This is a genomic window from Microbispora sitophila (assembly GCF_014892245.1).
Taxonomy (GTDB): Bacteria; Actinomycetota; Actinomycetes; order Streptosporangiales; family Streptosporangiaceae; genus Microbispora; species Microbispora siamensis.
In genome coordinates this window covers 265046-287137 of the sequence record NZ_JADBGC010000009.1, presented here as the reverse complement: position 1 = coordinate 287137, position 22092 = coordinate 265046, and the positions used below count along the sequence as shown (strand labels likewise).

The 22092-nt window shown below is 72.8% G+C and carries 22 protein-coding genes; 16 read left to right on the top strand and 6 right to left on the bottom strand.

Annotated elements, in window-relative coordinates; genetic code table 11:
* Nucleotides 1-37 precede the first annotated feature (37 nt).
* From IL992_RS18875 to IL992_RS18845, 7 genes are all read left to right on the top strand, one after another.
* Nucleotides 38-979 carry a helix-turn-helix transcriptional regulator gene (locus IL992_RS18875; RefSeq protein WP_079315236.1) on the top strand — a complete coding sequence of 314 codons (942 nt, stop codon included), beginning with the start codon at nucleotides 38-40 and terminating at the stop codon, nucleotides 977-979.
* Entirely contained in the window at nucleotides 976-1926 is a 951-nt protein-coding gene (locus IL992_RS18870) for a helix-turn-helix transcriptional regulator (RefSeq protein ID WP_239109250.1), read from the top strand. The genes IL992_RS18875 and IL992_RS18870 overlap by 4 nt, the downstream gene beginning before the upstream one ends.
* A 27-nt stretch (nucleotides 1927-1953) precedes the next feature.
* Entirely contained in the window at nucleotides 1954-2097 is a 144-nt protein-coding gene (locus tag IL992_RS18865) for a hypothetical protein (RefSeq protein WP_193204664.1), read from the top strand.
* Between the two features lie 114 nt (nucleotides 2098-2211).
* Nucleotides 2212-2535: a Sec-independent protein translocase subunit TatA gene (gene tatA / locus IL992_RS18860; RefSeq protein ID WP_193204663.1), complete on the top strand. Its 324-nt coding sequence runs from the start codon at nucleotides 2212-2214 to the stop codon at nucleotides 2533-2535.
* Nucleotides 2536-2571: 36 nt separating this feature from the next.
* Nucleotides 2572-3438, top strand: coding sequence for a twin-arginine translocase subunit TatC (gene tatC, locus IL992_RS18855; RefSeq protein WP_193204662.1), 867 nt, complete (start codon nucleotides 2572-2574; stop codon nucleotides 3436-3438).
* A 48-nt stretch (nucleotides 3439-3486) separates the two neighbouring features.
* Nucleotides 3487-4371, top strand: coding sequence for a diacylglycerol/lipid kinase family protein (locus IL992_RS18850; protein WP_193204661.1), 885 nt, complete (start codon nucleotides 3487-3489; stop codon nucleotides 4369-4371).
* A 90-nt stretch (nucleotides 4372-4461) separates the two neighbouring features.
* Nucleotides 4462-7179 carry a DEAD/DEAH box helicase gene (locus IL992_RS18845; RefSeq protein ID WP_193204660.1) on the top strand — a complete coding sequence of 906 codons (2718 nt, stop codon included), beginning with the start codon at nucleotides 4462-4464 and terminating at the stop codon, nucleotides 7177-7179.
* On the opposite strand, the gene IL992_RS18840 is transcribed toward IL992_RS18845, so the two are convergent.
* The 4 genes from IL992_RS18840 to IL992_RS46290 form a co-directional block, all read right to left on the bottom strand.
* Nucleotides 7161-7664 (bottom strand): hypothetical protein, encoded by a 504-nt coding sequence (locus IL992_RS18840; RefSeq protein WP_193204659.1) that lies wholly within the window; start codon nucleotides 7662-7664, stop codon nucleotides 7161-7163. The genes IL992_RS18845 and IL992_RS18840 overlap by 19 nt on opposite strands.
* Before the next feature lie 78 nt (nucleotides 7665-7742).
* On the bottom strand, nucleotides 7743-9185 hold the full coding sequence (locus IL992_RS18835) for an RNB domain-containing ribonuclease (RefSeq protein ID WP_319018656.1): 1443 nt from the start codon (nucleotides 9183-9185) through the stop codon (nucleotides 7743-7745).
* A gap of 48 nt (nucleotides 9186-9233) precedes the next feature.
* The gene (locus IL992_RS18830) at nucleotides 9234-10124 is read right to left on the bottom strand and encodes a 5'-3' exonuclease (RefSeq protein ID WP_193204752.1); all 891 of its coding nucleotides are present in this window, start codon (nucleotides 10122-10124) and stop codon (nucleotides 9234-9236) included.
* A gap of 25 nt (nucleotides 10125-10149) precedes the next feature.
* Nucleotides 10150-11034, bottom strand: a complete 885-nt coding sequence (locus tag IL992_RS46290) for a PP2C family protein-serine/threonine phosphatase (protein WP_319018655.1) — start codon at nucleotides 11032-11034, stop codon at nucleotides 10150-10152.
* A 230-nt stretch (nucleotides 11035-11264) separates the two neighbouring features.
* On the opposite strand from IL992_RS46290, the gene IL992_RS18820 reads away from it, so the two are divergent.
* The 8 genes from IL992_RS18820 to IL992_RS18785 all read left to right on the top strand — a co-directional run bounded on the left by IL992_RS18820 (nucleotide 11265) and on the right by IL992_RS18785 (nucleotide 20161).
* Nucleotides 11265-12383 carry a M24 family metallopeptidase gene (locus IL992_RS18820; protein ID WP_226873379.1) on the top strand — a complete coding sequence of 373 codons (1119 nt, stop codon included), beginning with the start codon at nucleotides 11265-11267 and terminating at the stop codon, nucleotides 12381-12383.
* A 67-nt stretch (nucleotides 12384-12450) separates the two neighbouring features.
* On the top strand, nucleotides 12451-14238 hold the full coding sequence (locus IL992_RS18815) for a tetratricopeptide repeat protein (RefSeq protein ID WP_193204657.1): 1788 nt from the start codon (nucleotides 12451-12453) through the stop codon (nucleotides 14236-14238).
* Between the two features lie 67 nt (nucleotides 14239-14305).
* Complete coding sequence (locus tag IL992_RS18810) at nucleotides 14306-15250, top strand: STM4015 family protein (RefSeq protein ID WP_193204656.1); 945 nt, start codon at nucleotides 14306-14308, stop codon at nucleotides 15248-15250.
* Nucleotides 15247-16203, top strand: coding sequence for an STM4015 family protein (locus tag IL992_RS18805; RefSeq protein ID WP_319018654.1), 957 nt, complete (start codon nucleotides 15247-15249; stop codon nucleotides 16201-16203). Before IL992_RS18810 ends, IL992_RS18805 begins: the two co-directional genes overlap by 4 nt.
* Nucleotides 16200-17249, top strand: a complete 1050-nt coding sequence (locus tag IL992_RS18800) for an STM4014 family protein (RefSeq protein WP_193204655.1) — start codon at nucleotides 16200-16202, stop codon at nucleotides 17247-17249. The genes IL992_RS18805 and IL992_RS18800 overlap by 4 nt, the downstream gene beginning before the upstream one ends.
* Nucleotides 17246-18034 carry an STM4013/SEN3800 family hydrolase gene (locus tag IL992_RS18795; RefSeq protein WP_193204749.1) on the top strand — a complete coding sequence of 263 codons (789 nt, stop codon included), beginning with the start codon at nucleotides 17246-17248 and terminating at the stop codon, nucleotides 18032-18034. Before IL992_RS18800 ends, IL992_RS18795 begins: the two co-directional genes overlap by 4 nt.
* Nucleotides 18021-19313, top strand: a complete 1293-nt coding sequence (locus tag IL992_RS18790) for an STM4012 family radical SAM protein (protein ID WP_193204654.1) — start codon at nucleotides 18021-18023, stop codon at nucleotides 19311-19313. Before IL992_RS18795 ends, IL992_RS18790 begins: the two co-directional genes overlap by 14 nt.
* Complete coding sequence (locus tag IL992_RS18785) at nucleotides 19307-20161, top strand: STM4011 family radical SAM protein (protein ID WP_193204653.1); 855 nt, start codon at nucleotides 19307-19309, stop codon at nucleotides 20159-20161. The genes IL992_RS18790 and IL992_RS18785 overlap by 7 nt, the downstream gene beginning before the upstream one ends.
* Here IL992_RS18785 and IL992_RS18780 read toward each other — a convergent pair.
* Nucleotides 20137-21201 carry a DUF6745 domain-containing protein gene (locus IL992_RS18780; protein ID WP_226873305.1) on the bottom strand — a complete coding sequence of 355 codons (1065 nt, stop codon included), beginning with the start codon at nucleotides 21199-21201 and terminating at the stop codon, nucleotides 20137-20139. The genes IL992_RS18785 and IL992_RS18780 overlap by 25 nt on opposite strands.
* A complete protein-coding gene (locus IL992_RS18775) occupies nucleotides 21201-21497 on the bottom strand; it encodes a hypothetical protein (protein WP_193204652.1) in 297 nt (98 codons plus the stop codon). The genes IL992_RS18780 and IL992_RS18775 overlap by 1 nt, the downstream gene beginning before the upstream one ends.
* A gap of 120 nt (nucleotides 21498-21617) precedes the next feature.
* Between IL992_RS18775 and IL992_RS18770 the strand changes: the two genes are divergently transcribed.
* Nucleotides 21618-22088 (top strand): Lrp/AsnC family transcriptional regulator, encoded by a 471-nt coding sequence (locus IL992_RS18770; RefSeq protein WP_193204651.1) that lies wholly within the window; start codon nucleotides 21618-21620, stop codon nucleotides 22086-22088.
* Nucleotides 22089-22092: the final 4 nt, after the last annotated feature.

Here is a 22092-nt window from a genome sequence, read left to right as displayed (position 1 = left end):
CGAAAAGGGTAGCGTTCTCGATTGGAAGGGAGGCCCGATGTCGCGGCGGAAGACCGAGCGGCTGCTCAATCTGGTGATCTGCCTGCTCGCGACGCGGCGGCCGTTGAGCGCGGAGCAGATCCGGCAGGCCGTCCCCGGGTACGACCCGGACAACGACGAGGCCTTCCAGCGCATGTTCGAGCGCGACAAGAACGAGCTGCGCGAGATCGGCATCCCCATCGAGGTCCACAAGGACCCCTGGGAGGACGACCCCGGCTACCGGATCGTGCGTGAGGCGTACGAGCTGCCCGAGATCACCCTGGAGCCCGACGAGGCCGCCGTCATCGGCCTGGCCGCGCAGGTGTGGCAGCGGGCGAGCCTCGCCGAGGCGGCCAGCGGGGCGGTGCTGAAGCTGACCGCGGGCGGCGTGCACGCCGACCTCACGGAGAGCCCGCTGGAGCTGCGGGTGGACACCCGCGACCCCGCCTTCCCCGCGCTGTGGGAGGCCGTGCGGGACCGGCGCGCGGTCGCCTTCGACTACCGGTCGGCCGGCAGCGAGTCGGTGCTGCGGCGGACGGTCGAGCCGTGGGGGGTCGTCAGCAGGCGCGGCCGGTGGTACCTGGTCGGGCACGACCGCGACCGCGGGGCCGCCCGGGTCTTCCGGCTGAGCCGGATCACCGGGGCCGTGTCCACGCTCGGGCGGCCGGGGGCCTTCACCGTGCCGGAGGGGCTGGACCTGCGCGCCATGGTGGGCTACCAGGAGCTGCCGAACGAGCGGGTCGCCCTGGTGCGTGTGCGCAAGGGCACCTGCCTCGGTCTGCGGCACGCCGCCCAGGCCGTGCGTACCGGGCCGGGGGAGTGGGACGAGGCCGAGGTGACCTTCGCCGACGCGGAACGGCTGGCCGGTTGGCTGGCCAGCCTCGGCCAGGACGCCGTCGTGCTGGACCCGCCGGACGCGCGCGAGGCCGTGATCCGCCGTCTGAAGGGGGCGTTGCAGTGAGCTCGGACCGGCTGCCGCGGCTGCTGGCGCTCGTGCCGTATCTGATGTCGCATCCGGGCGCGCAGGTGCCCGAGGTGGCGCGACTGTTCGGCCTGTCGGAGAAGCAGCTCATCGACGACCTCCAGCTCGTCTGGATGTGCGGCCTGCCCGGGCACACGCCCGGCGACCTGATCGACGTCTCGTGGGACGGCGGCGAGATCCTCATCGACAACGCCGAGGCGATCGCCCGGCCGCTCAAGCTCGGCGTGGACGAGGCGAGCGCGCTGCTCGTCGCGCTGCGCATGCTCGACGAGCTGCCCGAGTTCCAGGGCCGCGACGTGCTCGGGCGGGTCATCGCCAAGCTGGAGCAGGCGGCGGGCGAGGGCGCGGCCACGGTGAGCAGCCAGGTCCAGGTGGAGATCGGCGCGGCCCCGGACGCCCACGCCGTCATCACCGACGCCGCCCGCAGGGGCCGCAGGCTGTCGCTGCGCTACTACGTGCCGGGACGCGACGAGATCACCCCCAGGGAGGTCGATCCGCTGCGGGTCGTGCTCGTGGACGGGCGGCACTACCTGGAGGGCTGGTGCTACCGCGCCGAGGCGATGCGCATGTTCCGCCTCGACCGGATCATCGAAGTCGAGGTCCTCGACGTGCCGGCCGATCCGCCGGCCGAGGCCGAGCCGATGGACGTCGCCAAGGGCGTGTTCCGGCCGTCGGACAGCGACGAGCTGGTGGAGCTGGAGCTGACCCCGGCGGGTCGCTGGGTGGCGGAGTACTACCCCTGCGAGGAGGTCGCCGAGCTCGGTGAGGGCCGTCTGCGCGTCTCCCTGCGGGCCCGCGACCAGTCCTGGCTGGTACGGCTCGCGCTCCGGCTGGGCGACAGCGGCCGGGTGCTGTCCCCGGCGTCTCTCGCCGAGCGGGTGACGGCCACCGCCAAGCAGGCGCTGGCCAACTACGAGACCGTCTGACCTGTCTCTGACCTGGGAAGGACCGGCATGACATGGATCTTCGCTCTGTCCGCGGTGGCCGTGGCCGGGCTCGCCGTCCTCGTGTGGCCGGCCGCCCGGGTGCTCGCCGCGGCGCGCGACCTGCATGCCGAGGTCAAGCGGGCCAAGGGACGGCTTGGAGTGCCCGAATAGGGGACTTTGCGCACGATTGATGTGATTTTGAAGCCCGAGGACAGGTGAACTTTGGCGTGCGGTGCGCGTACGATCGGGGGGTAGTACCCACGGCCCTCGCGGTAAGGACATGACATGCCCAACCTCGGACCCATGGAATGGATTCTGATCCTCCTGGTTCTGATCCTTCTTTTCGGCGCGAAGAAGCTCCCGGACACCGCGAAGGCCCTGGGGCAGTCGCTGCGCATGTTCAAGAAGGAAACCAGCAAGATGAGCGATGAGGACGAGGCGCGGCAGACGGTCAAGGCGCAGGCCGAGCCCGTCGCTCCGCCGGCGGCGCAGATCCCGCCGGCCACCCCGTCCGTCGAGGAGCGGCTGCGTGCGCTTGAGGAGGAGAACCGGAAGCTGCGTGAGAGCCAGCAGCCGGTGAGCTCGCAGAACGAGCAGCGCTCCAACTAGGTGCCGCAACCCCCCACTGATCTCAGGACGAGCTAGATGGCCTTGCTGAAACGGTCGACTCCCGCCACGTCGGGCGACGGGCGGATGACGCTCATGGAGCACATCCGCGAGCTGCGCAACCGGCTGATCAAGGCCATCCTGGCCGTGGTCGTCGGCACCGCGGTCGGGTTCATCTACTTCGAGCCCATCTGGAACTTCCTCAAGCAGCCGTACTGCCGGCTGCCGCAGGCCCACCAGCTGAACGGCGACAAGTGCACGCTGGTGGTGAACGGGGTCTTCGACTCGTTCTTCGTCAACCTCAAGGTCGCCGTGATCTTCGGCGTGGTGGTCTCGGCGGTGTTCTGGATCTACCAGATCTGGGCGTTCGTGACCCCGGGCCTGTACCAGAACGAGCGCCGCTACACCATGGCGTTCCTCGGGCTCTCCGTCCCGCTGTTCACCGCCGGCTCGGCCCTGGCCTACGTCACGATGGACAAGGGCCTGTCGCTGCTGCTCGGCTTCGCGCCCGAGGGCACGTTGACGCTGGTGAGCATCAACGAGTACCTCAGCTTCGCGCTCGCGATGCTGATCATCTTCGGCGTCTCCTTCCTGATGCCGTTGCTGCTGGTGTTCCTCAACGTCATCGGGGTGCTCCGGTTCAAGACGGTGTCCAAGCACACCCGCATGGTCGTGTTCCTGATGTTCGTCTTCGCGGCCGTCGCGACGCCGAGCCAGGACCCCGTCACCATGCTGGCGCTGGCACTGCCGATGGTCGCGCTGTTCTTCGTCGCGGAGGCGTTCATGTACTTCCACGACAAGAAGCGCGACGCCGCCGACGCGGCGCACGCACGGGCCATCGCGGAGGAGCTCGACGGGCCGTCCGCCGCCGAGGGCACGGCGGACTCGATCGACGTGAGGGACTGACAGAAGGTCCCTCTGGTGCCGCCCGGTGGGCGGCGGTAGGTTCCGCCTATGGCCGATGAGATCGCCGTCCTGGTGAACCCCGCCGCCCGCGGCGGCCGTACGCTGCGCCTGCTCGACCCGGTGCTGCGGCGGCTGCGTGCGGGCGGCCGCCCGGTCTCGGTGATCGTCGGGACCTCGGCGGCGGACGCCCTCTGCCGGGCCCGCGAGGCCGTCGCGGCCGGACCGGCCGCGCTCGTCGCCTTCGGCGGCGACGGCCTGGTCCACCTGGCCGTGCAGGCAGCGGCGGGGACGGCCGTGCCGCTCGGGATCGTGCCCGCCGGGACCGGCAACGACATCGCCGACGCCCTCGGCATCCCACGCAAGGATCCGCTCGCCGCCGCCGACATCGTGACCGCGGGCGGCTGCCGGGTGGTCGACGCCGCCAGGCTGGGCACGGGCGAGTGGTTCGCGGGAGTCCTCGCCTGCGGGTTCGACTCCCGCGTCAACGAGCGGGCCAACGCCATGACCAGGCCGCCCGGAATGGCGAAGTACCTGGTCGCGCTCGTGCGCGAGTTTCGGTCGTTCACGCCGATCCCGTTCCGGATCACCCTCGACGGGGAGGCGGTCGAGCGCGAGGCGATGCTGGTGGCGGTGGCCAACACCCGGTCGTACGGCGCCGGGATGCGGGTGTGCCCGGACGCCCGGCCCGACGACGGCCTGCTCGACGTGCTCGTGCTCGGGGCGGTGCCCAAGGGCGAGTTCCTGCGCACCTTCCCCCGCGTCTACCGGGGCAGCCACACCGGACACCCCGCGGTGACCCTGCGGCGGGCCCGGCGGGTGGAGATCGAGGCCCTGGACGGGGACGTCGTCGCGTACGCCGACGGCGAGCGGGCCGGCCCGGCCCCGCTGACCTGCGCCGTCGAGCCGGGAGCGCTGCGGGTCCTGGCCCCCTGATCGACGACCGATCTACGGCGTAAAGGCGCCCGCGTAAAAGGATCACCGATGACGGACGCCCGGAATCCCGTTATCGGTAGGGTTGACGGTATGAGTACGCCAGCGGAACGCTATGCCGCCTTCCGTGAGGGGCAGTCCGGCGCCGGACCCGCTCTCGCCTCGTTCCGCGAACTTTACGACTTCGAGCTCGACGAGTTCCAGATCGACGCCTGTCAGGCGCTGGAGGCCGGGGACGGCGTGCTGGTGGCCGCGCCGACCGGGTCGGGCAAGACGGTGGTGGGGGAGTTCGCCGTCCACCTGGCGCTGGAGCAGGGCCGCAAGTGCTTCTACACGACGCCGATCAAGGCGTTGTCCAACCAGAAGTACAACGACCTGGTCAGGCGGTACGGCGCGCGCAAGGTCGGCCTGCTGACCGGCGACAACAGCGTCAACGGCGAGGCCCCGATCGTGGTCATGACCACCGAGGTCCTGCGCAACATGCTGTACGCGGGCTCGAACACGCTGACCGGCCTCGGGTACGTGGTGATGGACGAGGTCCACTACCTGGCCGACCGGTTCCGCGGCGCGGTCTGGGAAGAGGTCATCATCCACCTGCCGGAGTCGGTGCGGGTGGTGGCCCTGTCGGCCACGGTCAGCAACGCCGAGGAGTTCGGGGAGTGGCTGGGCGAGGTGCGCGGCGACACCACGGTCATCGTGGACGAGCACCGGCCGGTCCCGCTGTGGCAGCACATGCTGGTCGGCAACAAGATGTTCGACCTGTTCGTGGACGAGGGCGACGGCACCCTGCGGGTCAACCCGTCCCTCATGCGGATCGCCCGCGACGAGATGCGGCTGGCCCAGGCCAGGGGAAGGCGGGGCTACTCGCGGCCGGGCCGGGGCACGACCCCGAGCCGGTCGGACGTGATCGAGAAGCTCGACGCCGAGGGCCTGCTGCCGGCGATCACCTTCATCTTCTCCAGGAACGGCTGCGACGCCGCCGTCATGCAGTGCCTCTACTCGGGGCTGCGCCTCACCACGGAGGCCGAGAGCCACGAGATCCGCCAGATCGTGGACGAGCGCACCGCGCACCTGCCCGACGAGGACCTCGCGGTGCTCGGCTACCTCGAATGGCGCGACTGCCTGGAGCGCGGTCTGGCCGCCCACCACGCCGGCATGCTCCCGGCGTTCAAGGAGGTCGTGGAGGAGCTGTTCACCAAGGGGCTGGTGAAGGCGGTCTTCGCGACCGAGACGCTGGCGCTCGGCATCAACATGCCGGCCAGGTCCGTGGTGATCGAGAAGCTCGACAAGTGGAACGGCGAGACCCACGCCGACCTGACCCCGGGCGAGTACACCCAGCTCACCGGGCGGGCCGGGCGGCGCGGCATCGACATCGAGGGCCACGCGGTGGTGGTCTGGCAGCCGGGCATGGATCCGCTCTCGGTCGCCGGCCTCGCCAGCACCCGCACCTATCCGCTGCGCTCCAGCTTCCAGCCGTCGTACAACATGGCGGTCAATCTCGTCGGGCAGGTCGGCCGGGAGCGGGCGCGGACCCTGCTTGAGGACTCCTTCGCCCAGTTCCAGGCCGACCGCGCCGTGGTCGGGCTGGCCCGCCAGCTCCGCAAGGCGGAGCAGGCCCTCGAGGGCTACGCCGAGGCGATGACCTGCCACCTCGGCGACTTCGAGGAGTACGCCGCGATGCGCAGGCGGCTGTCGGACCGCGAGGCCGAGCTGTCGCGCCAGCGGGGGGCGGCCCGCCGCGCCCAGGCCGTGCAGTCCCTGGAGGTGCTCAAGCCCGGCGACGTCATCCGGGTGCCGGGCGGGCGCCGCGCGGGCATCGCGGTCGTGCTCGACCCCGGCGTCAACGGCCGGGGACACGAGGGCCCCGCGCCGCTCGTGCTGACGATCGGCAAGCAGGTCAAGCGCCTGTCGGCGGCCGACTTCCCGGTGCCGGTCGAGCCGGTCGACAAGATCAGGATTCCGAAGGGCTTCAATCCGCGCTCGCCGAAGGAGCGGGCCAACCTCGTCTCGACCGTGCACGCGAAGCTGGGCGACCGCGACCTCGGCAAGCCGCCGCGGGCCCGCGACCACGCCGCGGAGGACGAGGAGGTCACGCGCCTGCGGCGGGAGCTGCGCCAGCACCCCTGCCACGGCTGCGACGAGCGTGAGGACCACGCCCGCTGGGCCGAGCGCTACCACAAGCTGCTCAAGGAGACCGAGGGGCTGCGCCGCCGGGTCGAGGGGCGCTCCCACGTCATCGCCAGGACCTTCGACCGGGTCTGCGGCGTGCTCGACCAGCTCGGCTACCTGGACGGCGAGACCGTCACGGAACAGGGCCGCAGGCTCGCCTCGCTCTACACCGAGCTCGACCTGCTCACGGCCGAGTGCCTGCGGGCCGGCGTGTGGAACCGCCTCGACCCCGCCGAGCTGGCCGCGTGCGTGTCGTCGCTGGTGTACGAGTCGCGGCAGGCCGACGACGTGCGCAGCCCCAAGATCCCGGCCGGGGCCACCCGCGAGGCGCTCGGGGAGATGGTGCGGCTGTGGGGCGAGCTGGAGGGCATCGAGGAGGACCACGGCCTGTCGTTCGTCCGCGAGCCCGACGTCGGCTTCGCCTGGGCGGCCTTCCGCTGGGCCAAGGGCCACAGCCTCGACGCCGTGCTCACCGACTGCGACCTCGCGGCGGGCGACTTCGTCCGCTGGGTCAAGCAGCTGCTCGACCTGCTCGGCCAGCTCAGGGACGCCGCGCCCAAGGGGAGCAAGGTCGCCGAGAACGCCGCCAAGGCCATCGACGCCATGCGCCGAGGGGTCGTCGCCTACTCGTCGGTGAACTGAGCCGTGCCACGCACGCACACGGAGTTCCGTAGCCAGGCGAACGCGACGTGGACGAGACCGGCGGCGCCCGGCAGCGCGGTGCCGAGCAGCAGGCCCGTCGCGACGTAGTAGGCGACGGCGTTCGACGGGATCACCAGTCCGCCCGCCAGCGTCAGCAGCGCGACGCCGAGCAGCGCGAGGCACATCGCGAGGTACTGCCGCAGCGGGCGGGTGGCGCGTAGCTCCTGGCAGATGAAGAGCACAGCCGGTGCGGTGCACATCCTGAGGCCCTCGGCCGCGTACCCGAGGGCGCGCAGCGGGTTGGCGGCGAAGAACCGGGCGACGGCGGGGATGCCCGCCGCCCACACGGCGTTCGGCGGGTCGCAGGTCTTCTTCAACCAGTTCGAGCCGCCCCACAGGACCGCGAGGCCGGCGATCATGAGGGCGTACTCGCCCCACGGGCGGGGGCCGCGGCCGGATTCCGGCGTGGAGTCGTCCGTCGTCATGTGGCCTCCGCCGTCGTGATCACCGCCAGAATAACGACGGTCATCACCGGAGAACAGTGGGGCGGCTCGGGCGGCCGCTCAGGCGGCGGAGAAGCGGACCTCGCGGGTGGCGGGGTCGGCGCGGGTGAGCCGTACGGGGATGCGCTCGCCGAGCGGCAGGCGGTCGCCGTCGCAGCGGGCGATGACGGCGGGTTCCGTGACCTGCACCTGCCCGCCCGGTTTCCCATCGGCGACGTCGATGACGACCGCCTCGAAGACCTCGCCGATCCTGGGCCGCAGCACGGCCGCCTCGACCAGGTCCACGCAGGCCCGTTCCACCGCACCGGCCCGCCTGCCGCCCATGGCCATCTGCTCCGGCAGGCCGGGCAGCGCCGCCGCGATCTCCTCGGGGACCGGGCGGCCCGCGGCGACGGCCAGGCAGACCTCGGTGCCGAACCGGTCGACCAGCCGCCGCAGCGGCGCGGTGACGTGCGCGTACGCCGCGCCCACGGCGGCGTGCAGCGCATGGGCGGGCACCGCGTGGTCGGCAGTGCCGTCGAACGCGACGTAGGCCGCGCCGCGCAGCAGCACCGTGGACTCGTGCAGGAAGGCGGCGTGGCCGGGGATCTTCGGGTCGAGCCCGTGCACGACTTCTGCGTACGACGTGCCGTCGGGCCAGGGCACGCCGAGCGCGGCGGCGACCCTGCGGACCTTGCCGACGTCCTCCGGGCCCGCCTGCGGGAGCACCCGCAGCACGCCGACGCCCGCGTCCAGCATCATCCGGGCCGCCGCCATGCCGGTGAGCAGCGAGATCTGGGCGTTCCACGCCTCGCAGGGGTGGTTCGTGCGGAACTCCACCTGGTAGCCGCCGTTCCCGTCGGGGACCACCTGCTGCTCGGGTGCCGGCAGCGACAGCCCGCCCCTGGCCCGCTCCCGTTCCAGCCGCAGCGGGCCCACCTCGGCGAGCAGCGCGATCGTCCCCTCCGCCCGGCCGGTGTCCACGGCGGCCTGGACCGTCTCGTAGTCGAGCCGTTCCCGGCTGCGCACCAGCGCGCGGCGCAGGTCCACCGCCTCGATCTCCCCGTCGGAGCCCAGGTCGAGCCGCCACAGGGCCGCGGGACGGGTCTGGCCGGGCAGCAGGCTGGCCGCGCCCTCCGACAGGACCGGCGGGTGCAGCGGCACGCGCCCGTCGGCCATGTAGACGGTCTCGGCGCGGACTCTCGCCTCGGCGTCGATCGCGCCGCCGGGCCGGACGAACGCCGCGACGTCGGCGATCGCGTACCACACGCGGTAGCCCGTCCCGCGCCGCTCGATGCACAGCGCCTGGTCGAGGTCCATCGAGCCGGGCGGGTCGATGGTCACCAGCGGCAGGCCGGTCCGGTCCTCGCGGGATGCGTCGACGGGCGTGGCGGCGGCCCGCTCGGCCTCCTCCCGCACGGGGGTGGGGAAACCGTCCGGCAGGTCGAAGTCGCTGCGGATGCGTGCGAATCCGTCGCGGAGGCCGTCCGCGGTGTCCCGGAGGCGGATCGTCGTGTACGGCACGCGATCAACCTACCCGAGTGTGGACATACCAGGCCGTAAACGGCCTCTCTAGGCCAATGTGGCGAGCAGGCGGTTGAGCGGGCTGTCCAGGCCGTACTTCTCCGACAGCGCGACGAGCCGCTCGGGGTCGCGCGGCGCGGCGGGCAGGGTGATGTCGACGTCAGGGACCGGAACGTCGTGGGCCACCCGGACCACGGCCGGGGCGACCTCCAGGTAGTCGCGGGCGGCGGCGAGCTTGGTCCGGGCGCCCGCGGGGAAGCCGTCGGCGCCGCCGTCGTCCAGCGCGGCGAGCAGCGCGGACAGCGACCCGAAGCGCGTGATGAGGGCCGCCGCCGTCTTCTCGCCGATGCCGGCGACGCCGGGCAGGCCGTCGCTCGGGTCGCCGCGCAGCGTCGCGAAGTCGGCGTACGCCCGGCCCGGGATGCCGTACTTCTCCCGGACGAACGCCTCATCGATGATCTGGAGGTTACGGATTCCCCTTACTGTGTAAAGGGCGCGGCAGGGCTTCGCGTCGTCGACGAGCTGGAACAGGTCGCGGTCGCCCGTGACGATGTCCACGGCCGTGGTCGCGGCGGTCGCGTAGGTGCCGATCACGTCGTCGGCCTCGTAGCCGGCGACGCCGACGCGGGCGATGCCGAGCGCGTCCAGGACCTCCTCGATGACCGGGACCTGCGGGGCCAGCGTGTCCGGCACCTCCTCCTCGTCGCCGCTCGCCACCCGGTGCGCCTTGTACGACGGGATCGCGGCCACCCGGAACGCCGGCCGCCAGTCGGCGTCCATGCAGGCCACGACCTGGGCGGGGGAGTGCTGCCGGACCAGGGTGGCGATCATGTCGAGGAGCCCGCGCACCGCGTTGACCGGCATGCCGTCCGGCGAGGTCACCGACTCCGGGACTCCGTAGAAGGCGCGGAAGTACAGCGACGGGGTGTCGAGAAGCATCAGCACCCTGCCATTGTCACGCCTGTCAGGGGTGCCGTGGACCCTCTCCGGTCACCGCCACGGCCAGCAGGCAGGTGTCGTCCTCGGGGTTGGGGCCGCCGATCGCCTCCAGCAGGCGGTCGAGACCCCCGTCGAGGTCCGCTCCGGCCGAGCCGAGGCCGGTCGCCACGGCCGCCTCCACGATGAGGGACACCCCCGCGCCGATGTCGCGCGAGCGGCGCTCGACCAGGCCGTCGGTGAACATCAGCAGCAGGTCGCCGGGCTCGAGGCGGACGTCGGCCACTCCGTACGGCAGGCTCGACGTCGCCCCGAGCACGACCCCCCGGGGCGCCCCGAGCTGGCGCGCGCCCCCGCGGCGCACCAGGATCGGGGCGGGGTGACCCGCCTGTGCCCACGTGAAAAGGCGGGTCGCCGGGTCGAAGTGGCCGCACACGGCGGTCGCGGTGGTGTCGTCCAACCGGGTGAGGACCAGGGTGTTGAGCCACGTCAGCAGCATCCCGGGGCAGGCGCCCGTCATGCTCAGGCCGAGCAGCGCGTGACGCAGCTGCGCCATCTCGGCGATCGCGGGCAGGCCGTGTCCCGACACGTCGCCCACCGCGAGGAACATGCGTCCGTCGGGCAGCGGCGCGGCGTCGTACCAGTCGCCGCCGAGGCTCGACGCCAGGCCCGCCGGGACGTACCGGACCGCGATCCGGGCGTAGGGCAGGTCGATCGACGCGCCTGGCTCGGGCAGGATCGCCTCCCGCAGCGCCAGGGTGACGCGGCGCTCCTCGGCGGCGCGTTCCCGGCGCTCCGCCCACCGCCGTCCGCCGATGTCCTGGACCATGAGGGTGCCGACGGGGGCGGCGCCGGGCGCGGTGTCCGGGTCGCGGTCGTCCGCGGGGGGAAGGGCGGGCCTCGTGCCGCCCACTACGCCGACCATTTGTCTCGCTCTCGATGCCGCTCTTGCACTGCCGTACGGACGTTCTGTGATCGCCCTGACGCGGAGCGTAGCAGTCCTGCATTCCGCAGGGGTTGGTTTTCTTCTATGGCGTGGAATAAGCCAGAGCCCCGCGAAGGTCCCCCGCGTGGCGCCTGTGGTATGCGCACCTGAGTGGGTCGCCGGGGCCGAAGCTCGTTAGATTAGGTCGCGTGACGACGATGTCCATGGAGCCCTCCGACCTGTATCCCACGACCCGTCCGGCCGCGGTGAGCGAGGCCGTCGACCGAGCCGGTCTCGACGCGCTGCTGCTGACGCCGGGCCCGGACCTGCGCTATGTGACCGGTTACGACGCCCTGCCGCTGGAACGGCTGACCTGCCTGGTCGTGCCGGCGTCAGGCGAGCCGTTCATGATGGTGCCCCGCCTGGAGTTGCCGGCCGCCGAGCACTCGCCCGCCTCCCGGCTCGGCGTCGAGTTCGTCGCGTGGGACGAGACCGACGATCCGTACGCCGAGGTGGCCCGCCGCCTGGGCCCGGTCGCCCGGGTCGGGCTCGCCGACCGCATGTGGGCGCTGCAGTCGCTGCGGTTCCGCGCGGCCATGCCCGGGGCCGAGCAGGTGCTGGCCGGGAGCGTCCTGCGTGAGCTGCGCATGCGCAAGTCGCCCGCGGAGAAGGCGGCGCTCGCGGAGGCGGGGGCGGCCATCGACGCCGTGCACAACCTGGTGCCCCAGTTGCTGAAGGCCGGTCGCACCGAGCGCGAGGTCGGCAAGGACATCGCGGAGGCGATCATCGACGCGGGGCACGCCCGGGTCGACTTCGTGATCGTGGGCTCGGGGCCGAACGGCGCCAGCCCGCACGCCGAACTGAGCGACCGCGTCATCCGGCCCGGCGAGCCCGTCGTCGTGGACATCGGCGGCGTCATGCCGAGCGGCTACTGCTCCGACTCCACGCGGACCTACTGCGTGGGCGAACCCCCGGCCGACTTCGCGGCGTACTACGAGGTGCTCAAGCGCGCCCAGGAGGCCGCCTGCGCCCACGTCAGGCCCGGCGTGAGCTGCGAGTCGGTGGACGCCGCCGCCCGCGAGGTGATCACGGAGGCGGGGTACGGCGAGTACTTCGTCCACCGCACCGGGCACGGCATCGGCCTGGAGACGCACGAGGAGCCGTACATCGTCGCGGGCAACACCGAGGAGATGCGGCCGGGGTTCGCCTTCTCCGTCGAGCCGGGCATCTACCTGCCCGGACGGCACGGCGCCCGGATCGAGGACATCGTCGTCTGCGGCGAGACCGCCGGAGAGCGGATGAACAACACGACCAGGGACCTGGTCGTGGTCGACTGATCCCCCGCGGCCGTGCTCTCCGCAGCTCTGGCACAGTGATGATCACGACGGCCGGATCGGAGGACGGATGACGCACGAGGGCATCGACGGGGGCTTCGGCGAGGGTATGGACGATCCCCGCGCCCAGGCCGAGGGTGAGGTCAGCATGGCGCGGCTGGCGCTGGAGGACGGGGAGACCGGGCACGCCGCCGCGCACGTCGCGGCGGCGCTGGCCCACGATCCCGCCCTGCCCGAGGCGCACGAGATGCTGGCGCGGCTGCTGGCCGGTCCGGGCGGCGGGCCGGACCTGTTTCCCGTGGACGAGCCGGTCTTCCTCGGCACGGCGCTGGCCCGCGCGCACGCGCTGGCCGCGCAGGGCGAGCACGTGCCCGCGCTGCGCCTGCTGATCTCGGTGCAGCGGCACGAGCCGGAGGGACGCTGGGCGCACGTGCCGTGGGTGCTCGACCCCGAGCTGCCCGGGCGGATCCCGCCCGGCGAACTGTGCTCGCTCGTCTCGCTGCTGGCCTCCGGGCTGCCCGGCACCGTGCCGGAGGACGGCCGCGAGGCGCTGCTGCCGTACGTCACGCTGGTGCGGGGCGCGCTGCGCGCCCACCCGGACGACGCGTCGCTGCTCTGGCTGGCCTCGCTGCTCCTGCGCCGGGTGGGCGAGGCCGAGGAGGCGGTGGAGCTGGCCGCCCGCTCCTACGCGCTCGCGCCGTCCTTCCAGGCCGCCCTCGCCGAGGGGTACGCGTGCCGCGACCTGCAGCGGTGGCCCGAGGCCGAGCGGGCGATGGTGCGGGCGCTGGAGCACGACCCCGCCAACCTCGCGTTGTACACCGACATCGGCGAGATGCTGCACAGCAGCGGTCGCCCGGAGGAGGGCCTGGAGTGGGTGGAGCGCGCGCTGCGGCGTGAGCCCCGGCACCCGAACGCCTATCCGACGGCCTGCGGGATGCGCTTCGAGCGGGACGGGGACGTCCGGCACCTGGTGGAGCTGGCCGACCACCTGCGCGACGACCCCGGCAACGAGCACGGGGACGCGGTCCTCGGCGAGCAGTGCGCGCTGCGTCTTTGGCTGGGACGCGTCCCGGGCCCGACGGAGTCGGTGATCGACGTGCTCTACCAGGTGGTGGAGCAGGAGGAGGTCCCGGCCGGCGGCGAGCTCACGGTCTCCGCCCCCGAGCCGCCCAGCGCGCTGCTCGCCTTCTCCCTGGTCGTGCCCGGCTTCGCGGTGACCGTCGCCGACGCGCCGGCACCCGACGCGCGGCTGACCGTGCCGGAGGTGTACGGCCACGGCCCGGTGCGGAGCGTGACCCGCCGGGTGTGGCGTTACGAGGGCATGACGGCCGTGCCCGCCGTGCCGCCGCCGTCCAGGGAGGCGCTGGAGGCCGTCGCCGCCGTCGCGGCGTTGCGCTGGCCGCACCTGCCGGCGGCCTACGACCACGCCGTACGCCTGTCGGGCCTGTCCCTCGATGACCTGCTCGGCGTGCTCGTCCGCCCGCCGCTGTCGCCGTACGGCGAGCCCGCGGCCGTGCCGCTGTGGATCAGGCAGGTCCAGGCGTGGGCCTGCCTCGGCATCGCCCATCACCGGGCCGGCCAGGCGTGGGCGGAGTCCGAGCGCAGGAGTGTGCTGACCGACCTGGCGTACGGGCCGGAGGACTGGGTGACCGAGGCGGCCCTGCTGGGAATGATCGCCACGGCCTGGATGGACCCGGACGCCCGCGAGGACGTGGCCGAACTGGTGGCCTGGCGCTATCTGGCCGCCGTGGAGGCGTCGAAGACGAGGCCCGTGACGATCCTCGGCTCGCTCGCCGCCCTCGTGCTCGCGACCCCCGGCATGCACCCCGACGTACGGGCGCTGGCCACGGAGGCGTGATCGCGGAATTGTCGCCGGGGTCTGGTAGGACGGACCCGCCAGATCCCCCCGACGAGGAAGTCCGCCCATGATCCCCTACGACCCCTACTTCGGCTACCAGCATCGCTACGAGGAGAGCTACGCCGGGCTGCCGGTGGTCGAGATCGCTCCGGAGGAGGAGGAGATTCCCGACCCGGCTTCGGTGGCGGTGCGGATCAGCTCGGGATGGGACGACTACGACATCGAGGAGGCGTTCGACGCGCTGCTGGCGCGTGTCGACACGACCAAGGTCCCGGCACTGGTGATCGGGGGCTGGGAGGACTGCTACGAGACCTCGTCGGAGCACCTCATCGGCCTGCTCGCGGACAACGCCGCCTGGTTTCCCGGGCTGCGCTCGCTCTTCCTCGGCGCGATCAGCAGCGACGAGGCGGAGATCTCCTGGATCCAGCAGTCGGACGTGACACCGCTGCTGGAGGCGTTCCCGCGGCTGGAGCGGCTGGAGGTACGCGGCGGCACGGGGCTGGGGCTCCGGCCCGTGACGCACGAGTCGCTGCGCATGCTGCGGTTCGAGACCGGCGGGCTGCCCGCGAAGGTCGTGCGGGCGGTCGGGGCCTGTGAGCTTCCCGCGCTGGAGCACCTGGAGATGTGGCTCGGGGTCGAGAACTACGGCGGGGACGCCACCGTCGCCGACTTGGCGCCGATCCTGTCCGGCGAGCGGCTGCCGGCGCTGCGCCACCTCGGGCTCCAGGACAGCGAGATCCAGGACGAGATCGTCACGGCCGTGGCCTCCGCGCCGGTCGTCGCCCGGCTGGAGTCCCTCGCCCTGTCGATGGGCACGCTGACCGACGCCGGGGCGGAGGCCCTGCTCGGGGGCCAGCCGCTGACCCATCTGCACACGCTCGACCTGCACCACCACTACCTCACCGACGCGATGGCCGCCCGGGTGGCCGAGGCGCTGCCCGGTGTCGAGGTCGACCTGTCCGGCAAGGAGGAGCCCGTACACGACTGGCGTTACGTGGCGGTGAGCGAGTGACGGCCGCTCCCGACCCCGGCGAGACCTTCGTCCACGAGGACCTCTATCTGTACGGCCTGGAGTGGGAGGAGCACGGGCAGTTCTTCGCCGGCAGGCCGGTGGCGGAGCCGGGAGAGACGGTCGCCGATCCCTCGGCGGTCGCGTGGGCTCTCACCAACGGCCTGTCCGGCCACGAGGGAGAGCCGGGACTCGAGCAGGACCTTCGGCGCCTGCTCGACTCGGTGGGCGGCGACGCGATCGAGTCGATCGTGCTGGCCGACTACGGGCGCGACGTGCCCGCGTTCCTGGCCGCCAACGCGGCGCGGCTGCCCCGTCTCCGGTCGGTCTTCCTGGGGTTCGTCAGCGCGGAGCTGATGGAGATCTCCTGGATCGAGCAGGGGGACATCACCCCGCTGCTCGAGGCGTTCCCTCACCTGGAGCGGCTGGACGTCCGCGGCTCGCAGGGGCTGACCCTGCGGCCCGTACGGCACGAGCGGCTGCGGGTGCTGCGCTTCGAGTGCGGCGGGCTGCCCGCCGAGGTGGTGCGGGCGGTCGGGGCCTGTGAGCTTCCCGCGCTGGAGCACCTGGAGATGTGGCTCGGGGTCGAGAACTACGGCGGGGACGCCACCGTCGCCGACCTGGCGCCGATCCTGTCCGGGGAGCGGTTGCCCGCGCTGCGGCGGCTCGGCCTGTGTGACAGCCCGGCGCAGGACGAGATCGCGGCGGCCGTCGCCGCCGCCCCCGTGGTGGCCCGGCTTGAGGAGCTCAGCCTGTCGATGGGCGAGCTCACCGACGCCGGTGCGGAGGCGCTGCTCGGCGGGCAGCCGTTGACCCACCTGCGCAGGCTCGACCTGCACCACCACTACCTCAGCGGGCCGATGTCGGCCAGGATCGCCGCGTCCCTGCCCGATGGGGACGTGGATCTGTCCGAGCGGCAGCCCGACTACGAGCGCTACGTGGCGGTGAGCGAGTGACGCCGCACCTGGCCGTGGTCGGGGTGCCGGGCGACCGTCGGGTGACGATGTTCCGCGACGCCCTCGTCGCCAGGGGGCTGCCCGAGCCGCGGGTGGTCGCCTGGCGTGACGTGCTGACCGGACGCGAGATCGGCCTGCCGCCGGGGACGCTCGTGCGGATCGACTCGCCGGGTGAGGACGCGGAGGCCGACGCGCTGCTGCGCGGACCGGGGGACCCCGCCCGGGTCGGCGGGGGCGTGGCCTGGTACGCCGCCTTCACGGCGGGGCTGCGGAGGATCGCCGCGATTCCCGGCGTCCGCCTGCTGGGAGACGTCGAGGAGATCGCGGTGATGTTCGACAAACGCCGCTGTCATGCCCGGCTTTCCGCGGCCGGGGTGCCGGTGCCGCCCGCCTTCGAGGCCGGCTCGTACGGCGAGCTGCGCGAGCGGATGGCCGAGCGGGGCTGGGCCCGCGTGTTCGTCAAGCCCGCGCACGGCTCGTCGGCCTCCGGGGTGGTCGCCTTCCAGGCCCACGCGGGCCGGGTCAAGGCGGTCACGTCGGCGGCGTGGATCGGCGGCACGCTGTGCAACTCGCTGCGGGTCCGCTCCTATGAGGACGAGGCCGACGTGAAGGCGCTGGTCGAGACGCTCGCCCCAGACGGGCTGCACGTGGAGCGGTGGTTCCCGAAGGCGTCGGCGGGCGGCAGGACGTTCGACCTGCGCGTCGTGACCGTGGCGGGGAACCCGACCCACGCGGTGATGCGCACGAGCAGGACGCCGATCACCAACCTGCACCTCGGCGGCCTGCGGGGCGACCTCGGCGTGGTCCGGGCGCGGCCCGGCCTGTGGGAACGGGTGCTCGACGTGGCCGCCCGGACCGCCGCGTGCTTCCCGGGAAGCCTGACCGCCGGGGTCGACCTCATGGTCGGGGCCGACCGGCGGTCGGTGGCCGTGGCGGAGGTCAACGCGTTCGGCGACCTCCTGCCCGGCCTGGGCGACCTGGCGGGCAACGGCAGGGACACCTACGCCGAGCAGGCCGAGGCGATCCTGGATCGGTCATGGACATGAACGAGATCGTGGGGACCCACGACATCCTCCTGGTCACGCTCGACACGCTCCGCTACGACGTCGCGGCCGAGCTGGCCGACGCCGGGCGGCTGCCCAACCTGCTGCCGGGCGGCCGGAGGTGGGAGCGGCGGCACAGCCCCGGCAGCTTCACCTACGCGGCGCACGCCGCGATCTTCGCGGGGTTCCTGCCCACGCCGGTCACGCCGGGGCCGCACCCCCGCCTGTTCGCCGCGACCTTCCCCGGCAGCGAGACGACCGGGACGGGCACCTGGGTGTTCGACGCGCCCGACCTGCCCGCCGGGCTCGCCCGCGCCGGCTACCACACGGTCTGCGTCGGCGGGGTCGGGTTCTTCAACAAGCTGACCCCGCTGGGCTCGGCCCTGCCCGGGCTGTTCGCGGAGAGCCACTGGGAGCCGGAGTTCGGGGTGACCAGCCCCCACTCGCTGGAACGGCAGATCGACCGCGCCGAGGAGGCGCTGACGCGGCGGGACCGGCCGGTCTTCCTGTTCGTCAACGTGTCGGCGCTGCACCAGCCCAACCACTTCTACCTGCCCGCCGCCGCCCGGGACGGCCGGGACACCCACGCCGCCGCGCTCGAATACGTCGACCGGCACATCGCCAGGCTGTACGCGCTGATGCGCCGGCCCTGCCTCGTCATCGTCTGCTCCGACCACGGGACGGCGTACGGCGAGGACGGGCACGTCGGGCACCGCGTCGGCCACGAGGTCGTCTGGACGGTGCCCTACGCCGAGTTCATCCTGGAGCACACCGATGACCCCCTATAAGGGACCTTATGAGGGTTACGTCTACGCCTACCCGCACAAGACCGCCTACCGGCCGCTCGATCCGCGCCCGGCCCTGGGCGAGGTCTGGGCGGGGGAACGGGCGGGCGCGCTGTACGTCCACATCCCGTTCTGCGAGATGCGGTGCGGGTTCTGCAACCTGTTCACCCGCACCGGCGCTCCTGAGGGCCTGACCGGGGCCTACCTGGACGCCCTGGAACGGCAGGCGCGAGCCGTACGGGCCGCCCTGGACGAGCCGCGCTTCACGACGGCGGCCTTCGGCGGCGGCACGCCCACCTACCTCGACGCCCGGGAGCTGACCCGCCTGTTCGACCTGACCGAGCAGGCGATGGGCGTCGACCTGCGGGAGATCCCGCTGTCGGTGGAGACCTCCCCGGCCACCGCCACGCCCGACCGGCTCGCCGTGCTGGCCGAGCGGGGCGCGAGCCGGATCTCGATCGGCGTGCAGAGCTTCGTCGACGCCGAGGCCCGCGCGGCCGTACGGCCGCAGAAGCGCGCGGAGGTGGACGCCGCGCTCGACGCGATCCGGGCGTCGGGCATCGCGGCCCTCAACATCGACCTGATCTACGGCATCGACGGGCAGTCGCCGGAGTCGTGGCGCTACTCGCTGGACACCGCGCTGACGTGGAAGCCGGAGGAGCTGTACCTCTACCCGCTGTACGTCCGGCCGCTCACGGGGCTGGGCAGGCAGTCGGGCGAGCAGGGCCGCGCGTGGGACGACCAGCGGATGGAGTTATACCGCCTGGGCCGCGACCAGCTGCTCGACGCGGGGTACGAACAGGTGTCCATGCGGATGTTCCGGCTGCCCGATACAACGGCGTCCACGGACTACTGCTGCCAGACCGACGGCATGGTCGGCCTCGGCTGCGGGGCCCGGTCGTACACGAGCACCCTGCACCACTCCTTCGAGTACGCGGTCGGGGCCCGGCACGTGCGGGCGATCATCGACGACTACGTGCGGCGCGACGACTTCGGCGTGGCCAACGTGGGGTTCGCCCTGGACGAGGAGGAGCGCAGGAGGCGGCACCTCATCCAGTCGCTACTGCGGACCGAGGGGCTGTCGCGGGACCTCTACCGGTCCAGGTTCGGCACCGACGTGCTCGACGACTTCCCCCTGCTGGGCCGCTTCCCGGGCTGGCTGACGGCGGACGCGTCCGCCGTGCGCCCGACCCCCGACGGGCTCGCCCACTCCGACGCCATCGGCCCCGCGCTGTTCTCACCGCGTGTGAGGGCGCTCATGGAGGGATACGCCGCGTGCTGACCATCCTCTACCGGGGGCCGCTGGCGAGCTGCGACTACGACTGCGGCTACTGCCCGTTCGCCAAGCGCAGGGACACCCCGGAACAACTGCGCGCCGACCGGGCCGCGCTGGAGCGGTTCACGGCGTGGGTGGCGGCCCAGGACGCCGAGATCTCGGTGCTGTTCACCCCGTGGGGCGAGGGGCTGGTGCGGTCCTGGTATCGCGAGGCGCTGGTGCGGCTGTCCTGGCTCGGCAACGTGCGCCGGGTGGCCATCCAGACGAACCTGAGCTGCCGCACCGGCTGGCTCGCCGACGCCTCGGACCGGGCGGCGCTATGGGTGACCTACCACCCCACCCAGGTGCCCTACGAGCGGTTCCTGCCCAAGGTCCGCTCCCTGCCCGTACGGCACAGCGTCGGCATCGTCGGCGACCCCGCGCATCTGGCGGACGCCCGCAGGCTCAGGGCGGACCTGCCGCCCGAGACCTACCTGTGGGTCAACGCGCAGGAGGGCCGGGTCTACACCGACGCCGAGGCCGCGGACTGGACGGCCGTCGACCCGCTGTTCGGCTACAGCAGGCACGCGCACCGCAGCCTGGGCCTGCCCTGCCGCACCGGGGACAGCGTGATCTCGGTGGACGGCGACGGGACGGTCAGGCGCTGCCACTTCGTGCCGGAGGTCCTGGGCAACCTCTACGACGGCTCCTACCGGCCCGCCCTGCGGCCCCGCGCCTGCCCGCTGCCCGTCTGCGACTGTCATATCGGCTATGTCCACCTGGAGCCCCTCGGCCTCTACGACGTCTTCGCGGGAGGCGTGCTGGAACGCGTCCCCGCCGCCTGGCCGCCTCAGGTCTCCCGCTCGGGGCGGTAGTCCTCCTCGCGTACGCCGAAGGTCCACGCCACCCCCTCGCGCGCCCTGGTCACCCACGGCGGGACCCGCAGGAAGTAGGTGCGCCGGGTGCCGTCCGGCTCGGGCGTCGAGTTGACCACCTCGACCATCACCACCGGTTCGTCGCCCGGCAGGTCGATCCGCCACAGGACGCCGGTCTCGTCGGAGTGCCGCGGCCGGGCGCCCGACTCGGCGAGGTAGCGGTCGAGGCCGAAGTGCTCCAGCATCACCCGGCGCAGCTCGGCGTTCTCCTCCGCGCGGATGCGCTCGGGGGTGAGCGCGGCCATGGTCGCGCCGAACCCCGCGGGGACGGGCATCCCGTGCCAGGCGTGCAGCGCGAAGCCGTCGGCGTACGACAGGGCCGGGCACTCCGCCGCGGAGCCAAGAGGAGAATGTAGCCGCCCCACGTCGTCCAGGTGCAGCTCAACCGGACGGTCGGTGACGATCGCGACCCGCTCGTACGGCCACCACCAGCCCGCATGCCGCGCGACCCGCTTGAGCCCATCCAGGCCCTCGAAGGCCGACAGCCAGGGCGCGTCGTGCTGGCCGAGCACCGCGTCGAGCGTCGCCTGGCGCAGCACGTCGCCGCCGAGGTCGCCGATGGCCCCGCGGATCTCGGTGACCAGCCGGTCGACGCGCGGCCACAGCCGGCCGCCCGTCTCCTCCCACAGCCGGGCCCAGCCGGCGGGCCCGGCCTCGGCGCTCGCCTCCGCCCTGGCGCTCTCCCAGGGCACGGTGCGGACCTCGTAGCGCACCGAGACGCCGGGGTCGATGCCGTCGAGGGCCCGCAGCCGCCCGAAACCGATCTCCTCCATCGCCGCCCGGACCTCGTCGGTGCCGAGCAGCCACACCGCCGCGATCGCCCCGGCGGCGGGGGAGGCCAGCCGTACGATCACCTCCGGCTCGGGCAGGCCCGCCTCGCGGTAGGCCAGCCGCACCCCCGCCGACGCCTCGCCGTGGTCTCCTTCACCCGTGGCGAAGGCCACCCGCTCCCAGGTCAGGGTCTCCATCAGCCGGCCCATCAGTCGGCCACCGTCCGGAACGAGCCGGGCACGTACTCCCGCTGGCGGATCACCCGGAACCACCCCTTCGGCAGCGAGATCGGATCGTGCTCCTCGTGGACGAGGCGTCCGCCGGTGGGCAGGTGCAGGAAACCGGGGTAGAGCGTTCCCGGGCCCGGGATCGCGTGGCAGTGCCCGGTCGCCTCGCCCTCCGCCAGCACCAGCCTCCCGCGCGGGTCGCGCGGCACCGGGCGCAGCCCGCGCGGCACCGACTCCTCCGCCACGGGCACGATCAGTACGTCTCCCTGTCGATACATCAGTCGACCTCCGGTCTCGGCGATGATCGGAAGGTAGCCGTGCCCACTGACATTCCTGGGAACGCGGCATTTCGGTGGCTTCGGGACGAGACAGTCTCGGGCGGCGCTACCGTTGCTGGGGTGGAGGAGATCGATCGCCGAATCGTCACCCTGCTGGCGACTGACGGCCGGATGAGCTTCACCGATCTGGCCAAGGAGACCGGGCTGTCGGTCTCCGCCGTGCACCAGCGGGTACGCAGGCTGGAAAAGCGTGGTGTCATCCGCGGATACGCCGCTCTCGTGGACTACGACGAGATCGGTCTTCCGATGACCGCCTTCGTCTCGATCAAGCCGATCGACCCCTCCGCGCCGGACGACGCGCCGGAACTGCTGAGCCATCTGACCGCCATCGAGGCGTGCCACAGCGTCGCGGGCGATGAAAGTTACATTCTCAAGGTCCGCGTCGCCTCCCCTCTGGCACTGGAGGAACTCCTCCAGCAGATCCGCGCCTCGGCCAACGTCAGCACGCGCACGACCGTCGTCCTCAGCACGCCGTACGACTACCGCTCCCCGGTGATCGAGAAGGAGCCGGAAGAGGACGCCGCGGGCTGAGCGC

What these genes read in the sequence shown, in the direction of transcription:
- IL992_RS18780 (WP_226873305.1), bottom strand. Translation starts at nt 21,201, where the DNA reads ATGGGCCGGCTGATGGAGACCCTGACCTGGGAGCGGGTGGCCTTCGCC.
- IL992_RS18820 (WP_226873379.1), top strand. Translation starts at nt 11,265, where the DNA reads ATGTCCATGGAGCCCTCCGACCTGTATCCCACGACCCGTCCGGCCGCG.
- IL992_RS18840 (WP_193204659.1), bottom strand. Translation starts at nt 7,664, where the DNA reads ATGACGACGGACGACTCCACGCCGGAATCCGGCCGCGGCCCCCGCCCG.
- tatC (WP_193204662.1), top strand. Translation starts at nt 2,572, where the DNA reads ATGGCCTTGCTGAAACGGTCGACTCCCGCCACGTCGGGCGACGGGCGG.
- IL992_RS18775 (WP_193204652.1), bottom strand. Translation starts at nt 21,497, where the DNA reads ATGTATCGACAGGGAGACGTACTGATCGTGCCCGTGGCGGAGGAGTCG.
- IL992_RS18875 (WP_079315236.1), top strand. Translation starts at nt 38, where the DNA reads ATGTCGCGGCGGAAGACCGAGCGGCTGCTCAATCTGGTGATCTGCCTG.
- IL992_RS18845 (WP_193204660.1), top strand. Translation starts at nt 4,462, where the DNA reads ATGAGTACGCCAGCGGAACGCTATGCCGCCTTCCGTGAGGGGCAGTCC.
- tatA (WP_193204663.1), top strand. Translation starts at nt 2,212, where the DNA reads ATGCCCAACCTCGGACCCATGGAATGGATTCTGATCCTCCTGGTTCTG.
- IL992_RS18795 (WP_193204749.1), top strand. Translation starts at nt 17,246, where the DNA reads ATGAACGAGATCGTGGGGACCCACGACATCCTCCTGGTCACGCTCGAC.
- IL992_RS18810 (WP_193204656.1), top strand. Translation starts at nt 14,306, where the DNA reads ATGATCCCCTACGACCCCTACTTCGGCTACCAGCATCGCTACGAGGAG.
- IL992_RS18815 (WP_193204657.1), top strand. Translation starts at nt 12,451, where the DNA reads ATGACGCACGAGGGCATCGACGGGGGCTTCGGCGAGGGTATGGACGAT.
- IL992_RS18830 (WP_193204752.1), bottom strand. Translation starts at nt 10,124, where the DNA reads ATGCTTCTCGACACCCCGTCGCTGTACTTCCGCGCCTTCTACGGAGTC.
- IL992_RS18790 (WP_193204654.1), top strand. Translation starts at nt 18,021, where the DNA reads ATGACCCCCTATAAGGGACCTTATGAGGGTTACGTCTACGCCTACCCG.
- IL992_RS18865 (WP_193204664.1), top strand. Translation starts at nt 1,954, where the DNA reads ATGACATGGATCTTCGCTCTGTCCGCGGTGGCCGTGGCCGGGCTCGCC.
- IL992_RS18850 (WP_193204661.1), top strand. Translation starts at nt 3,487, where the DNA reads ATGGCCGATGAGATCGCCGTCCTGGTGAACCCCGCCGCCCGCGGCGGC.